Genomic DNA, 14646 nt, shown 5'->3' on the forward strand with positions numbered 1-14646 from the left:
CGGGAGGCGGCGCCTACAGGCCCTGGGCCAGCAGGATCTCGTGCGCCAGCCTGGCCCCCCGGGCCGCCTCCTCGGGCAGGGAAGTGTCCTGCGGCGGGGGCTGCTCCAGGCTCCGGGCGAGCGCCCGGACGGCCTCGGACAGAGCCTCCACCTGCGACTCCAGCGTCCGCAGCCGGGCCTCGTCCGAACTCTGCGGGCCGTGGCCGGAGGGCGGCTCGTACGGGCTGTTCGCGGTCATGTCGGCACCTTTCGTCCATGGGCCCCGCGGGACCATCCGCCGGCCGGCCGGCGGATGGTGGTCGGGCCGTGGTGGCCGTCGTGGCGGTGGTACGGGACGCGGCCCCGGCCGGCGGTCCCGGACCCGGACCCGGGGAGGAGGACGGAGGGGGCGCCTGTGGAGTCCGGCCGCCGCCCGGCCTCGTCCGCGCCGGCCCGGCTCCGGGGCGCCGACCGCTCCATGGCCACCTCCTCCGGGTCGTCCGGGTCGTCCTCTTCCAGTCTGCCCCGGCCCGCGCGCCGGCGGAGGACGCCGGACGGACCGGTGCGCCGGTCCGGTGAACCGGCGCCGAGGGGATAGGCGCCGCGGGACGGAGCGGAGAACCGGAAGGAGGGCCGCATGCCGGTGCACCACGCGGCGCGGGGGAGGACCACGCGGCGGAAGCGGGCGGCCTGGCCGTCCCTGGCGCTGTTCATCGGCCTCGGCCTCGCCGCCGCGGCGGTGGGGGCCGCCGCCTCCGCGAACGCCGGCACGGTCTACCAGTCCCTGGACCGTCCCGTGTGGGCGCCGCCGTTCTGGCTCTTCGGCCCGGTGTGGAGGGTGCTCAACGCCCTCATCGGCGTCTCCGCCTGGCTGGTCTGGCGTGCCCGGGGGCCGCGGGCCCGCGCCGAGCCGGGGCTGTGGGGCGTCCAGTTGCTGCTCAACGCGGTGTGGACCCCGCTGTTCTTCGGCGCCCGATAGTACGGGCTCGCCTTCGCCGACATCTGCCTGCTGCTCGCCGCCGCCGGTGCGACGGCGGTGGCGTTCCACCGCGTCCGCCCGGCGGCGGTCGCCGCCGCGCTCAACCTGAGCATCCGGCTCGCCGACACCTGAGGCGCCCGTACGGGCGCCGGGAGGGCCCCGGCACCCGTACGGCGGGCCCTCAGCCCGGCACCACGTGGAAGAAGTGCGTCGGGAGCTGGACGGCGACGGACTCGTGGACCACCGCGCACACCGCCGTGCCCCCGGGCTCGTCGAAGGTCCCCGGCGGCGGCTCCGCCACCTTGATCACCGAGTGCTCGGCGTCCAGGAGCACGGCGGCCATGGCGAAGTCGCCCACCAGCGCGCAGCCGGGCGCCACCTGCCGGTGGCGGCAGACCATGACGCCCTCGCGCGCGAGGTCGGCCAGCAGGCTGCCGGAGCCGACCAGCTGCCCGTAGTAGTCGCGGGGGTTGACCATCACCGCGTGCCCGGTCCCGCCGGTCTGCTCGATCTCGTCGAAGGCGGCGAGCAGCCCGGCCGCGTACGAGCCCCGGTAGGGCAGGGCCGCCACGTCCGGGTGGCGCAGCACGTCGTGGGTCAGCGCCCGGTTCTCCGCGGTGCCCAGCCGGACCATCAGCCGCCGGTCCACGAAGGCGCCCAGCGCCGCGGGGTCCCCGGCCAGCCCGTCGGGCACCCGCACCCAGGCGGTGATCGGGGCGACGGAGTGGTCGGCCGGGGAGAACACGAACGAGTCCTCGCGCAGCCGGCCCTCCGCGGCCACCGGCTCCCCGGGCGGTCTGGTCTCGAACCAGGTGCGCACCGTTCCGGAGCCGGCGCGCTGCTTGCGGAACAGGTGGCGCGCGGTCAGCCGGTGCCGCTCCTTGCCCGGCTTGAAGGCGTCGGTGACGGTGAAGCCGAAGTGGACCTCGGCCTTCTCCGGGTCCTCGAGGAAGGCGCGGGCGAACTCCTCGCCCGGCGACGGCCCGGCCGCCGGGGCCGCCGGGCCGGTCTGCGGGCCGTTCTGCGCGGTGACGGTCATGGTCCCTCCTGGTCCGGTGTCCGCGGGGTTCACAGGGCGTGCTCGACGAGCCGCTCGTAGTACGGCAGGTGGTACTCGTGGAAGGCGCGCAGCCGCTCGTCGTTGTCGACGGTGACCGCGTACTCCCGCTCCGGGGCCCGGAAGGCCGAGCTGGCCATGACGTCCAGGTGCCAGCGCCGGTTCGGCCGCCACTCGGCGCGCTCGCCCGGCCGCCAGCTCAGGGCCTCGGGGACGTAGGGCAGGCCGACCCGCTCGCAGTACGCCGAGACCACCGCGGCCGGGTCGGCCAGCAGCCGCTCGGCGGAGACCACCACCGGGCGCTCGCCGGTGGTCTTCCAGGCCAGCTCGAACAGGTCCCACTGGTGCTCGTAGCCGATCTCGGGGCACGTCACCTCGGGTTTGACCGCGTGGTGCGAGGCGATGGCGCGGGCCGGGTCCCGGACGATGAACGTGTGCCGGAAGCCGGCGATCCGCTCCGGGTGGTCGAACAGGTACCGGTAGTGGTACTCCAGGGTGTCCTTGAAGAACACCGGCCGCCGCTCGCCCAGCGCGGCCAGGTGCGCCAGCAGCTCGCCGGGGGAGCGGAGCACGACCGCGTCCCCGTCCCCCTCCGGACCGGGCACGGACACCTCGCCGTGGTCGGTGAGCAGCACCAGCGGCTCGTGCACGACCGTGACGTCGCCGCGTTCGGCCATCATGCGCAGGAAGGCGGTGGAGACCGCCCTGGGGTGCGCCCACATGGCGATGACGGTCACATCGACCACTCCGTCGGGCGGCGGTCCCAGCGGTGGCCGCGCAGCTCGTCCAGCAGGGCGCGGTCCAGCCGCTCGCCGTCGGAGACGGCCAGGTTGGCGCGTACGTGCTCCGGCCTGCGCATGCCGGGGATGACGGTGCTGACGGCCGGGTGGTGCAGGATGAAGCGGAGCGAGAGCTCGGGCAGCGTCATCCCCGCCGGCAGCACCTTCTTCAGCCGCTCGGCGCGCTCGACCGTCGGGCCCAGGTTCTCGGGGCCGAAGTAGACCGCCCGCCAGTCGTCCTCGGGGAAGACGGTGCCGTGGGTGAGCCTCCCGGTGAGGCCGCCCTCGTCGAAGGGGACGCGGGCGATGATGCCGATGTCGTCGAGCAGGGCGCGCTCGAACAGCTCGTCCTCCGGCGCCTGGTCGAAGATGTTGTAGATGACCTGGACGACGTCGACCAGGCCGGTGTCGATCGCCCGCAGGCAGTTCTCCGGCTCCCAGCGGTTGACGCTGATGCCGAACCCCTCGATCACGCCCTCCGCCTTGAGGTCGGAGATCACCCGCTGCCAGCGCTCGTCACCGCTCCAGCGGTCCTCCCAGACGTGGAACTGCAGCAGGTCGATGCGGTCGGTGCCGAGGTTCTCCAGGCTGCGGTGGACGTACTCGCGGACGTGGCCGGGCGGGAAGACGTCGTCCAGTGTGTCGTCCGGGCGCGGCGGCCACTCCCGGTTCAGCGGCGGGACCTTGGTGGCGACGTACAGCCGGCGGTCGGGGTGCCTGCGCAGCAGGTCGCCCAGCATCCGCTCGCTGACGCCGCGGCCGTACACCCAGGCGGTGTCGAAGAACGTGCAGCCGAGTTCGACCGCCAGGTCCAGGCAGTCCGGCGCCGTGTCGTAGTCCCAGCCGGTGAAGCCGCCGGGACCGCCCCCGATGCCCCACATGCCGTAGCCGATCTCGCTGACGTCCCAGCCGAGCCGGCCCATGCTTCGGTAGCGCACTGTCGTCCTTTCGGTTCGTTCTCTCGGTTCTCTCGGTCCGTCCGTCCGGTCCGTCCGTCGTGTGCCCGCCGTGGTGCTCAGGCGGTGAGCGTGGCGCGGTAGGCGGCGACCGCCGCGTCCAGCGGCCCCTCGCACAGGCCGTGCCGCGCGTCGAGGGCGGCGCAGGCGTCCCTGGCGAACAGGCCGGGGTTGTCCGACAGCAGGTTCCGGAAGTCCGGTGCGCCGCCGGGGCCGGCCGAGGGCAGGGCCGCCAGCAGCGCGTACAGCACGGCCGCCGCCGAGTCCCTGTCGCCGTCCGCCGCGTCCCGCAGCGCGGCCGCGAACTCCTCCTGCGGCACCGTGCGCAGGGCGCGCGCACCGTCCGGCCCGGGCAGGTCGAGCGCGGCGAAGTCCACGCTGCCGGGGCGGAAGACGTGGTACACCCCGTGACCGGAGGGGCCGGCCGGGGCGGCGGGCGGCTCGGCGAGCGCGGCGACCAGCCGGGCGGCCGTCTCGTCCACGGGCGTGTAGTCGGAGGCCATCGGCACGCCGGGCCGCATGCCCAGCTGGAGGAAGGCCGACAGCAGCAGATGGGTGAGCGCGGCGGGGTTGGGCACGCCGTTGTCGGCCGCCGGCATCACCTCGCCCAGCCGGTGCACCACCACCGGCGCGCCCAGCCGCCGCGCCGCGAGCACCATGCGCTCGGCCACCCACTTGGACCGGCTGTAGCCGCTGGCGGGCGGGACCGCGTCACGGGGGTCGAAGTCCTCGCCCACGGGCTCCGCCGCACCGGCCGCGTGCCGGTCCAGCACACCGAGGGTGGAGATGTGGTGCAGCGGCTTGGGCCGTCCGGACAGGGCGAAGCGCAGCGCCTCGGCCGTGCCGGTGACGTTGGCCGGGCGGTGCGCCCGGTAGTCCAGCAGGAAGTTGACGAGCCCCCCGATGTGCAGCACGGCGTCGCACCCGGCGGCGCGGGACTCCCACTCCCCGCGCGGCCACCCGAAGCGGGGCCGGGACAGGTCGCCGCAGCGGGCCTCGACGCGCGCGGCGACGTCCGCGTCCCACAGCCCCTGCGAGCGCAGGGTGCGCATCAGCCGCTCCCGGGCGTGCGCGTCGTCGCGGGCGCGTACCAGGCACACCGCCCGCGCTCCGGTGGACGACACCAGCTGGTGCACGGTCCGGGCGCCGACGAAGCCGGTGGCCCCGGTGACCAGGACGGTGCGCGGCGGCACCGCGAGGTCGGCGCCCGCCGCCCGCCGCGCCAGCCGGGCCAGGTCCGCCGGGAGCCGGGCGTCGCGCTCCATCAGCCGCGCTGTGTCGTCGGCGTTGTCGGCGCTCCCTGTGCCCTCGGCGTTCCCGGCGTTCCCTGTGCTCTCGGTGTGCTCGGTGTGCTCGGCGTGCCGGACGTGTTCGGCGTCCCCACCGGCGCCGCGCGCCCCGCGTCCGCGCAGGGCGGCGGCGAGCCGCTCGGGCGTGCGGTGCTCGTAGACCTCGGACAGGCTCAGGGCGGTGCCCGTGGCCTCCCGGATCCGCAGGGCCGCGCTCATCGCGGTCAGGGAGTCGCCGCCGCGCGCCAGGAAGTCGTCGCCCACCCGGAAGTCCGGCAGGCCGAGCACCGAGCCCATCACCTGCGCGATGCGCTGGGCGGGGGTCCGCGGGGCGGGAGAGCCGGGTACGGCCGGTCTCGCCCAGGACTCCAGCTTGTCCTCCACGATGCCGCGCAGCGCGCGCAGGTCGACCTTGCCGCTGTCCGACAGCGGCAGGGACTGGAGCACGAAGCAGTGCCGCGGCACCTGGACGCGGGGCAGCACGGACGCCAGGTGGGCGCGGAGCGCGGCCGGCGTGGTGCCCTCCTCGGCCGCCGCCGCGACCACCAGCCGGGTGCGCCCGGCCCGCCGCACCGTCATGGCCTTGGCCTGGACGACGCCGCGGCAGCCCTCGGCGGCCGTCTCGATCTCGGCCAGCTCGACGCGGACGCCGTCCACCTTGGCCTGCCGGTCGCGCCGCCCGGCGAAGCGCAGCAGCCCCTCCTCGTCGAACCACCCCAGGTCGCCGGTGCGGTACAGCCTCTCCCCGGGAACGGACGGGAAGGGGTTGGGCACGAACGCCCGCGCGGTGCGCCCCGGATCGCCCAGGTAGCCCGCCCCCACGCAGGCGCCTCCGACCAGGATCTCGCCGGTGGCTCCGGCCGGCAGGGGCCGCAGCGCCTCGTCGACGACGAGGGCGTGGCAGTTGTCGATGGGCCGTCCCAGCGGTATGTGGTCGCCCTCGTCGCCCCTGACGCGGTGGAAGACCATGCCGATGGAGGTCTCCGAGGGGCCGTACCCGTTGCTGATCTCCAGGCCGGGGACCATGTCGCGCAGCCGGTGGACGGCGTGCGGCACGATCTCCTCGCCCCCGACCACCAGGTGCCGCAGCGAGGAGATCCTGCGCACGGCCGCGGGGTCGGCCTCCAGCAGGGCCACGAGCATGCCCAGGATCGCCGGGACGAAGTCGGTGACCGTGACCCGGTGGCGGTCGATGGCCTCGACCGTCCGCTCCAAGTCGAGGAACTCGCCCTGCTCGGGGACGACCGTCCGCCCGCCGGTGGTCAGGGGCCACAGCAGCTGCCAGATGGCGGAGTCGAAGGTGTGGCGGCTGTTCTGGAGCACCACCTCCTCGCCGGTGGCGCGGAAGTGGCGGGTCATGAAACGGAACCGGTTGGTCAGCCCGCCGTGCAGGTTGAGGGCGCACTTGGGGGCGCCGGTCGTGCCCGAGGTGAACACGCCGTAGGCGACGTGGCCGGGGCCGGGGACCGCACCGGGGCGCTCGGTGCTCGGGGTGATCCCGGCGGCGCGCACCACCGTCGCCCGCCGGCCGGCGCACACCGGCGGCCCGGCGGTCAGCACCACCGGCGGGTCCAGCGTCCGCAGCACCGTGCGCAGCCGCTCCTCCGGCCACACCGGGTCGCACAGCGCGAACGCCGCGCCGGTCTTCATCAGCGCCACCATGCACAGCGGGAGTTCGACACTGTTGCCCACCACCACGGGCACCACCGCGCCGGGGCCCGCACCGGCCGCCGACAGCCGCGCGGCGAGCCCGTTGGCGAGCGCGTCGAACTCCGCGTACGTGAGGGTCCTCTCCTTCGCCCCCCGGCAGGTCAGGGCGGGACGGTCGGGGGTCCGGTCGGTCTGTTCCTCGATGAGCGCGGTCACGGGCCGGTAGGGGCCGTGGTCGACGCTGTTGCCGGCGAACTGCCGGATGGTGTCCGACACATCTGTCGACATATCTGTGCACTCCCTGCTGGTGACGGGATGGCGCGCTGAACAGGAGCTCCGCGGGTCACGGACGGGGGGTCAGGTCCGGGACCAGGGGGGCGAGCGCGGGTGGCGGCCCGTCCCCCACGGCGAGGGCGGCGAGCAGGGCGCCCGCCGCGGGAGCGGTCTGGATCCCGTATCCGCCCAACCCGGCGAGCCAGCAGAAGCCGGGGGCGCCGGGGTCCGGGCCGATGACGGGCACGTCGTCGTCGGTCGAGGTCCGCAGCCCGGCCCAGGCGTGCCTGATGTGCCGGAGGCGGAGGCGGGCCACCGTCCCGAAGCGGTCGACGGCCCTCGCCACGTCCAGGTCGTCGGGCCGTACGTCGCCGGGCGGGACGGGGGTCGCGTCCGCCGGGGACAGCAGCAGTCCGCCCGACTCCGGCTTGGCGTAGAAGGTGTCCGCCACGTCGCAGACCATCGGCCAGCGGGCCGCCCCGTGGCCGGGCGGCAGTTCGGCGACGGCGGCGGTGCGGCGGCGCGGCACCAGTCCCGCCGGCGCCGCGTCCGCCAGCCGCGCCACCTCGTCCGCCCAGGCCCCGGCGGCGTCCACGACGACGGGGGCGGAGAACTCCCCGGCCGCCGTGGCCGCGTGCCAGCGGCCCCGCAGCCGCCGCAGGGAGAGGACCCGGGCCCCGGTCACGACCGTCCCGCCCGCCGCGCGAAGACCGCGCAGGAAGCCCTGGTGGACGGCGTCCACGTCGATGTCGCACACCCCCGGCCGGTACAGGGCGCGGCCGAAGGAGTCCGGGCGCAGCGCCGGGCACAGCTCCAGGGCGCGGGACCGGTCGATCTCGACGGCCGGCTCCGGGGCGCTCGCCCCCGCCGCCAGCGCCTCCTCGAACAGTCCGGCGCTCCCCGGGGTCTCCAGGGCCAGGACGCCGAGCGGGCGCAGCGGTGCGGCGGGGGAGAAGCCCTCGGGCGGGTCGGTGTAGAAGGCGCGGCTGGCCGCGGTCAGCGCGCGTACCGCCGGGCCGCCGTAGTACTCGGAGAACACCGCGGCGGACCGCCCGGTCGAGTGCGCGCCCGGCACGCGCTCGGCCTCCAGCAGCGTCACCCGGCCGTGCCGGGCGAGGAACCAGCCGGCCGCGGCGCCCGCGATGCCCCCTCCGACCACCAGGAAGTCGGCCATGCCGCTCACCCCCCGCCCCGGCCGGCGGCGGGCCTGCCGGGCACGGCGACGGCCGCCAGCAGCAGCGACAGCAGGGTGATCCCGGCCGCCGCGAGGAAGCCGTGGGCGGTTCCGGAGGAGAGCGCCTCCCCGGCCGTCCCCGTGTGCTCCGCCGAGGCGGCCGCCGACCAGACGACGGCGCCGAGCACGGCCAGTCCCGTCGCGCCGCCGATCTGCCGGGCCATGGTGAGCAGGCCCGACGCCGCGCCGGAGTCCTCGTCGGCCACGTCCGACAGGGCGGCCAGCGTCAGGGGGACGCCGGTGACGCCGAGCCCCGCGTAGACCAGCACGGTCGGCGCGAGCATCCCCGTGGCGTAACCGCCGGACTCCCCGATGCGCGACAGCCACACCATCCCGGCGGCGGCGGTCAGCAGGCCGCCGCACACCAGCAGCCGGGCGCCGAGGAGGGCGACCAGGCGCGAGCTGACCCGGGCCCCGGCGACCAGCAGGCAGGTCAGCGGGAGGTAGGCGACCGCGGTCCGCAGGGCGCTGTACTCCCACACCCGGCTGAGGAAGAGGGTGAGGAAGAAGAAGATGCCGAACATGGCGGTGCTGGTGAGCGCCAGCACCGTGTAGACGCCCGCGCGCCGCCCGTCGGTGAACAGCCGCAGCGGCACCAGCGGTTGCGCCCCGCGCCGCTCGACCGCCACGAAGGCCGCCAGCAGCACGGCCGCGGCGCCCAGCGAGGCGAGCACCGGCGGACGCGTCCAGCCCCCGTGCTCGGACGAGCCGCTGACCAGCCCGTACACCAGCAGCAGCGCGGCCAGCGTGCCCGTGACGGCGCCGGAGGCGTCGAACGTCCCGCGCCGCCGGGGCGTCTCCGGCAGCACCCGCCGGGCGACGGCCAGGAGCACCACGCCGATGGGCACGTTGACGAACATCACCCAGCGCCAGGAGAGCCAGGCGGTGATCACACCGCCCGCCAGCAGACCGAGACCGCCGCCGGCCGTGGCCACCGCCGTGTACCAGCCGATCGCCCGGTCGCGCTCGGGCCCCTCCCGGAACGTCACGGCGATCAGCGACAGCGCGGCGGGCGAGGCCGCGGCGGCGCCCGCCCCCTGCGCCGCGCGGCACACGACCAGCAGCCACGGCTCGGAGGCGAACCCGCCCAGCAGCGAGGCGCAGGTGAACAGCGCCAGCCCGGCCGTGAACATCCGCCGTCTGCCGAGGATGTCCCCGGCCCGCCCGCCCAGCATCAGCAGACCGCCGAAGGCGATGGAGTAGGAGGCGACGACCCACTCCAGGTCCGCGCCGGCCAGTCCCAGGGACCGCTGGATGCTCGGCAGCGCGACGTTGACGATGGTGGCGTCCAGCAGGAACATCAGCTGCGCCGTGGAGATCACCGCCAGCGCGGCCGACCGCCGGCGCGGGTCCCGCCCGTGCGCCGGGGCGTCCGACGCGGCCCGCGGGGCCGCCGTCATCGGCGCGCGGCGCGTTCGTGCTCGATCTCCAGGCGCCGGCGCAGCGGATGGCGGAGGATCTTGCCGAGCGAGTTCCTGGGCAGCTCCCACACGAACTGCGCCCGGTCCGGCCACAGGGTCCGGGCCACCCTCTCCTCGGCCAGCAGCGCGTGCAGCGACTCCAGGGTGGGCGGCTCCTCTCCCGGCACCACCACGGCGCACACCAGCTCCGCGCCGGGCACCTCCGGGTCCGGATAGCCCACCAGGGCCACCTCCTTCACCAGGGGGTGCCGCACCAGCACGGACTCCACGTAGAGCGTGGAGACCTTCATCCCGTTCGCCCGGGTGATCTGGTCGACGGTGCGGCCGGTGATGCGGATGCCGCCGCGCCCGTCGTCGCGGGCCAGGTCGGTGGTGTCGAACCAGCCGTCCTCGTCCAGGCACGCCTCGTAGACCTCGCGCTGGCCGAGGTAGCCCAGGCACTGCGAGGCGCCGCGCACCAGCAGCCGGCCGGTGTCGTCGCCGGGCTCGGCGTCGACGCGCACCTCCATCGACGGCTCGGGCCGGCCGTCGCTGTGCGCGGCCCAGCCCTCCGGGTCGTCCGCGCGGGTCACGGTGACCGCGCCGTTCTCCGTCATGCCCCACAGGGCGCGCACCGGGATGCCGAAGACCTCGCGCATCTCGGCGATCAGCTGGGGCGCGATCGGCGCCGAGCCGGAGACGACCTGTACCACGCTGGAGGTGTCGCGCGGCTCCTTGCGCTGCACCTCCAGCATCGACACCAGGAACGCCGGCGGTACGTACGCCCAGGTGACGCGGTGCGCGGCCATCAGGTCCAGCAGCAGCTCCATGTCGCGGTTCGCCTCCTGCATCACACAGGTGGCGTGCAGCAGCAGCGGCATGTAGCAGGCGTAGGTCAGCCCGGCCATGTGGGTGGCGTAGTTGGGGATGGAGACGACGTCGTCCGCGGTGAGCCGGTGCGGCACGGAGACCGCGAGCACGGCCGCGTGGAGGGTGTTCTGGCTGTGCACCACGCCCTTCATCCGGCCGGTGGTGCCCGAGGTGTACAGCAGCAGCGACGGGTCGTCGGGCCCCAGCCGGTCGGCCGGGTCGACGGCGCGGCGCTCCTCCCAGGGCGTGCGGACGAAGAACTCCTCGAAGTCCAGCGCGCCGGTGGCGGCGGCGTCGCCGACGACCACCCGGTGGGCCAGGGAGGCCGGCGCGGCCTCGGCCAGCCGGGCGCCGTAGTCGGTCCCGTCGAGGCGGTCGACGGTCACGCACACCCTCGCCGCGCTGCGGGTGAGCACGTCGGACAGCTCGCGCACGTCGAGGGCGGGGATCACCGGGCAGCCGACGGCGCCGACGCGGTGGCACGCCAGGTACAGGGGCGTGAGCATCCAGCGGTTCGGCAGGTAGAAGGCCACCACGTCCCCGCGTCCGACGCCGAGTTCGGCGAGGGCGGCGGCGAAGCGCTCGACCAGGCGCCGGAGTTCGGCGTAGTCGATGGTGCGCGAGCGCTCCCGGCCCTCGTAGGCGATGATCGCGGGGTGCCCGCCCCTGCGGCGCGCCGCCTCGGCGAGGTCGTCGAGGAACGTCTCCTCGCGCCACCAGCCCGCGGCGCGGTACCCGGCGGCCTGTTCGGGCCTCGGCCTGACCAGCGTCTCCCAGTCGCCCACAAGAGGTCCCTTCCGTACTGGGGAACGAATCCGGCCGCCGAGCCTAGAGGACGGGAGAGGGGTCGCGGTACCCCTTCGAATAATGTTCTTCCCGGGTCCCGTGTTAATTCCCGGAAACGTGTCGCAAAAGCGACAGGAGTGGGCATGGCCACCCATCACGGGATAACGGGATTCCCTCGCTGTGAAAGGATTTGGCGCCTTGACAAGTGGGAAGAGGCGAAGACAGGCTGCGCCGTGCGTCCGATACTGTCTGTAGCGCACGAGAGTGCTCCTGGAGGCGCCGTGAGAATTGGCCTGCTCGGATGGGACTATTCCGGGATCGATCCCGATGGAATGAGCCTGGTGGAATACGGGCGGGAGCGCGGTCACGAGACCTCCTTCTTCACGCTCGAGGAAATCGCGTACCACCCCGGCCCGGAGGGCGTCGAACTCACGCTGAAGGGGGAGCCGGCCACCTCGTTCGACGCGATCATCAACCGCTCCAAGCTCTACGGCGACGACTGGCGCGACCGGGTCGAACGGCTGGCCATGCTGAGCAACGTCCCAGGTCCGATGCTCTTCGACCCCGTGGACGTGTGGGTGACGGGCTACAGCAAGTTCCTCATGGCGCAGAAGCTGGCCGCGGCCGGGCTGCCCGTCCCGCCGATGCGCTCGGCGGTGTCGCTCGCGGACGTGGAGACCGCCTTCGAGGAGTGGGGCGACATCATCCTCAAACCCTCCTACGGTTACCGGGGACAGGACGTGGAGCGCATCCGTGATTTCGGCGCGGAAAAAGCCGTCGCCGAGGATCTGCTGACGCGTTTCCCCACCGTTCTCTGCCAGCCGTACTATCCGACAGAGGGCGGTGAGTACCGCATCAGCGTGGCGGGCGACGTCACACCGGTCAATATGCTCAAGCTCCCGCCCGTCGGCTCCTGGCGCTGCAAGACGCTGGAGGGCGCGAGTTTCGAGCGGTTCGACGCTCCGGACGAACTGGTCGACCTGTCGGTCCGGGCCACCCGGGCTCTTGGAATGACCCTCTCGGGACTCGACGTCCTTCCCCACGGGGACGGCTATATGATTCTCGAGGTCAATCCCGTTCCCGGTTTTCTCGGCGTCCTGGGCAGGGAGCAGCACCGGCAGGTGCTGGCCGGCGTCTACGACTGGGTGGAGCGGAAGGTCGAGGAGGGCCCCGCCGCCTGAGGGCGGGCCGCCGAACCGGGCTCCGGCCGCCGGCCGGAACCCCAGCCGTACGACACCGAGCACCGGGAGAGCCATGCGCTACACGACCTTCGGACGGAACACGGGGCTGCGGGTCTCGGAGTTCGCCCTGGGCACCGCCAACTTCGGCGCCGCCTACGGCACCGGCGTCGCCGACCTGATGTGGAGCAGACGGGGCGACGGCGCCGAGCGGGACGAGGCCCGCAAGATCTTCGAACGCTTCGCCGAGGCGGGCGGCACCCTGATCGACACCGCCGACTGCTACCACTTCGGCGAGGCCGAGCGGCTGCTGGGCGAGTTCCTCGCCACCGACCGGGACCACTTCGTGCTGGCCTCGAAGTACAGCGGCGGAGACTCCCGGCGCCCCGGCATCTCGGACACGGGCAACAGCCGCAAGAACATGATCCGCTCGGTCGAGGGCAGCCTGCGCCGCCTGAACACCGACCACATCGACCTGTACTGGGCCCACTTCCCCGACACCCTCACCCCCACCGAGGAGATCCTGGCCGCCGTCGACCACCTGGTGCGCAGCGGCAAGATCCTCTACGCCGGACTGTCGAACTTCCCCGCCTGGCGCGCCTCCCGCGCCGTCACCATCGCCGAACTGCGCGGCTGGTCCCCGATCATCGGCGTCCAGACCGAGTACAACCTGGTCAACCGCACCGCCGAGCGGGAGGTGCTGCCCATGGCCGAGGCCCTCGGCCTCGGGGCGGCCCTGTGGTCGCCGCTGGGCGGCGGGCTGCTGACCGGCAAGTACCGCCGCACCGAGGCCGGCTGGGTCAGCGACGAGAACCGCCGCCACCCCCGCAACGACACCGACCGGATCGCCGCCGTCGTGGACACCGTGCGGGAGGTGGCGGGCGAGGCCGGCGCCCCGCCCGCCCGGATCGCGCTCGCCTGGCTGCGCGCCCGCGCCGCGCGCTCCACCACCGCGCTCGTCCCCGTCATCGGCCCGCGCGGCGCCGACCAGCTCGAGGAGTACCTCGCGGCCCTCGGCACCACCCTCACCGACGAGCAGACGCGACGCCTGGACGAGGCCAGCGCCGTACCGCTCGGCACCCCGCACGAGATCAACGGGCTGGTGCGGGACTCCGTGCTCGGCGGCGACCCCGGCCGGGTGGCCTCCCGCGCCGTCCCCGTGGCGTAGCGGCATCGGCTCAGGCACCGGTCCGCCGCCCGCGGTGGGGGGCGGACCGGGTGACCTCCGCCAGGAACGGCGCCTCGTACGGGGCCGTGGGCACCGGCGACTCGCTGATCAGCCTCGCCGCCAGCGGCCGCCCCGGGCCCGAGCCGGGTCCGGCGTAGGCGAGGACGAGCACCGGGTCGCCCAGGGTGCGCAGGGAGAGCACGAGGTCCGCCTCGTCATGGCCGTCCGGATCGGCGAACTCCTGCGAGGGGACGGCCCGGAAGCCCATGCCGGTCTTGAAGTGGAACAGGCCCGGCCGGGTGAGGTGGCCCAGCAGGTTCGGCTCGTTCCCCAGCGTCGCCCAGGTGTAACCCTTGGCCCGCGCGACCCGCATCGCGGAGAGGTACAGGGCGCGGGCCAGGCTGTGCCTGCGCCACTCGGCGCTGACCGCCGAGAAGCGCACCACCGCCGCGTCCCTCTCCGGCAGCTCCAGCACCAGGCAGCCGCCGACCAGCTCGTCCCCGGCGTACGCGAAGACCCCGCAGAACTTCTCCGGCCCGTGCAGCACGGCGTCCCGGTGGTCCAGGGCGAAGGGGACGCCGAAGCGCATCCGGGCCACACGCTCCTCGTAGAGGGCGAGGAACGCGTCCAGGGTCCACTCCGACACCGGCTCCTCGACCACCTCGCGCAGTCCGGCCGCCTCCGCCCGGCGCCGGGCGCGCCGGACGTCCTGCCGGGCCTTGGTGCCCAGACGGGCCAGGAACTCCTCCTCGCCGGGGCCCAGTTCGGCCACCCAGGTGACGGTGGCGGGCTTGCGCAGGAAGCCCCGTGAGGCCAGCTCGTCCCACAGCCCGGCGGGCGGGCGCTCCATCCTGACCACGTCCACGTCCACGTCCCGCCCGGCGCCGGACGGGACGGCCCAGGGCTCGCCGGCCAGCTCGTGCGGCTCGATCAGCGCGAGCGACAGGCCGTATCTGTCCACGATCTCCATGCACCACTCCCCGGTCCGGACGGTCCGCCGCCTGCCCGGCGCCGTGCCGGTCCTCCCGGGGGCCGGGAGGACCGGCAC

Annotated in this window: 12 protein-coding genes; 3 read left to right on the top strand and 9 right to left on the bottom strand. The window is 74.7% G+C overall.

Annotation, left to right across the window (positions count from 1 at the left end; genetic code table 11):
• Nucleotides 1-13: 13 nt before the first annotated feature.
• The gene (locus QC029_RS13525) at nucleotides 14-238 is read right to left on the bottom strand and encodes a hypothetical protein (protein ID WP_279555875.1); all 225 of its coding nucleotides are present in this window, start codon (nucleotides 236-238) and stop codon (nucleotides 14-16) included.
• A 378-nt stretch (nucleotides 239-616) separates the two neighbouring features.
• Between QC029_RS13525 and QC029_RS13530 the strand changes: the two genes are divergently transcribed.
• Nucleotides 617-958 carry a TspO/MBR family protein gene (locus QC029_RS13530; protein WP_279555876.1) on the top strand — a complete coding sequence of 114 codons (342 nt, stop codon included), beginning with the start codon at nucleotides 617-619 and terminating at the stop codon, nucleotides 956-958.
• Between the two features lie 181 nt (nucleotides 959-1139).
• Here QC029_RS13530 and QC029_RS13535 read toward each other — a convergent pair whose 3' ends face one another.
• From QC029_RS13535 to QC029_RS13565, 7 genes are all read right to left on the bottom strand, one after another.
• Nucleotides 1140-1997 carry a family 3 encapsulin nanocompartment shell protein gene (locus QC029_RS13535; RefSeq protein ID WP_279555877.1) on the bottom strand — a complete coding sequence of 286 codons (858 nt, stop codon included), beginning with the start codon at nucleotides 1995-1997 and terminating at the stop codon, nucleotides 1140-1142.
• Between the two features lie 29 nt (nucleotides 1998-2026).
• A complete protein-coding gene (locus QC029_RS13540) occupies nucleotides 2027-2752 on the bottom strand; it encodes a sulfotransferase family protein (RefSeq protein WP_279555878.1) in 726 nt (241 codons plus the stop codon).
• The gene (locus QC029_RS13545) at nucleotides 2749-3732 is read right to left on the bottom strand and encodes an aldo/keto reductase (protein WP_279555879.1); all 984 of its coding nucleotides are present in this window, start codon (nucleotides 3730-3732) and stop codon (nucleotides 2749-2751) included. Before QC029_RS13545 ends, QC029_RS13540 begins: the two co-directional genes overlap by 4 nt.
• Before the next feature lie 77 nt (nucleotides 3733-3809).
• On the bottom strand, nucleotides 3810-6977 hold the full coding sequence (locus tag QC029_RS13550) for a non-ribosomal peptide synthetase (RefSeq protein ID WP_279555880.1): 3168 nt from the start codon (nucleotides 6975-6977) through the stop codon (nucleotides 3810-3812).
• Nucleotides 6978-7032: 55 nt separating this feature from the next.
• Nucleotides 7033-8136, bottom strand: coding sequence for an FAD-binding oxidoreductase (locus QC029_RS13555; protein WP_279555881.1), 1104 nt, complete (start codon nucleotides 8134-8136; stop codon nucleotides 7033-7035).
• Nucleotides 8137-8141: 5 nt separating this feature from the next.
• A complete protein-coding gene (locus QC029_RS13560) occupies nucleotides 8142-9596 on the bottom strand; it encodes an MFS transporter (RefSeq protein ID WP_279555882.1) in 1455 nt (484 codons plus the stop codon).
• A complete protein-coding gene (locus tag QC029_RS13565) occupies nucleotides 9593-11251 on the bottom strand; it encodes an AMP-binding protein (RefSeq protein ID WP_279555883.1) in 1659 nt (552 codons plus the stop codon). Before QC029_RS13565 ends, QC029_RS13560 begins: the two co-directional genes overlap by 4 nt.
• 333 nt (nucleotides 11252-11584) lie before the next feature.
• Between QC029_RS13565 and QC029_RS13570 the strand changes: the two genes are divergently transcribed.
• Nucleotides 11585-12433 (top strand): RimK family alpha-L-glutamate ligase, encoded by an 849-nt coding sequence (locus tag QC029_RS13570; RefSeq protein ID WP_279555884.1) that lies wholly within the window; start codon nucleotides 11585-11587, stop codon nucleotides 12431-12433.
• A gap of 73 nt (nucleotides 12434-12506) precedes the next feature.
• The gene (locus QC029_RS13575; RefSeq protein ID WP_279555885.1) at nucleotides 12507-13598 is read left to right on the top strand and encodes an aldo/keto reductase; all 1092 of its coding nucleotides are present in this window, start codon (nucleotides 12507-12509) and stop codon (nucleotides 13596-13598) included.
• A 10-nt stretch (nucleotides 13599-13608) separates the two neighbouring features.
• Here the strand turns inward: QC029_RS13575 and QC029_RS13580 are convergent.
• A partial coding sequence (locus tag QC029_RS13580; RefSeq protein WP_279555886.1) for a GNAT family N-acetyltransferase occupies nucleotides 13609-14646 on the bottom strand: 1038 nt, incomplete at its 5' end.

It is taken from the genome of Streptomyces sp. DH37, assembly GCF_029813835.1.
Lineage (GTDB): Bacteria > Actinomycetota > Actinomycetes > Streptomycetales > Streptomycetaceae > Streptomyces.

Bases quoted from the DNA above. Each gene is read 5' to 3' on its own strand.
- QC029_RS13525 (WP_279555875.1), bottom strand. From the start codon at position 238: ATGACCGCGAACAGCCCGTACGAGCCGCCCTCCGGCCACGGCCCGCAG.
- QC029_RS13530 (WP_279555876.1), top strand. From the start codon at position 617: ATGCCGGTGCACCACGCGGCGCGGGGGAGGACCACGCGGCGGAAGCGG.
- QC029_RS13535 (WP_279555877.1), bottom strand. From the start codon at position 1,997: ATGACCGTCACCGCGCAGAACGGCCCGCAGACCGGCCCGGCGGCCCCG.
- QC029_RS13550 (WP_279555880.1), bottom strand. From the start codon at position 6,977: ATGTCGACAGATGTGTCGGACACCATCCGGCAGTTCGCCGGCAACAGC.
- QC029_RS13555 (WP_279555881.1), bottom strand. From the start codon at position 8,136: ATGGCCGACTTCCTGGTGGTCGGAGGGGGCATCGCGGGCGCCGCGGCC.
- QC029_RS13560 (WP_279555882.1), bottom strand. From the start codon at position 9,596: ATGACGGCGGCCCCGCGGGCCGCGTCGGACGCCCCGGCGCACGGGCGG.
- QC029_RS13570 (WP_279555884.1), top strand. From the start codon at position 11,585: ATGAGCCTGGTGGAATACGGGCGGGAGCGCGGTCACGAGACCTCCTTC.
- QC029_RS13575 (WP_279555885.1), top strand. From the start codon at position 12,507: ATGCGCTACACGACCTTCGGACGGAACACGGGGCTGCGGGTCTCGGAG.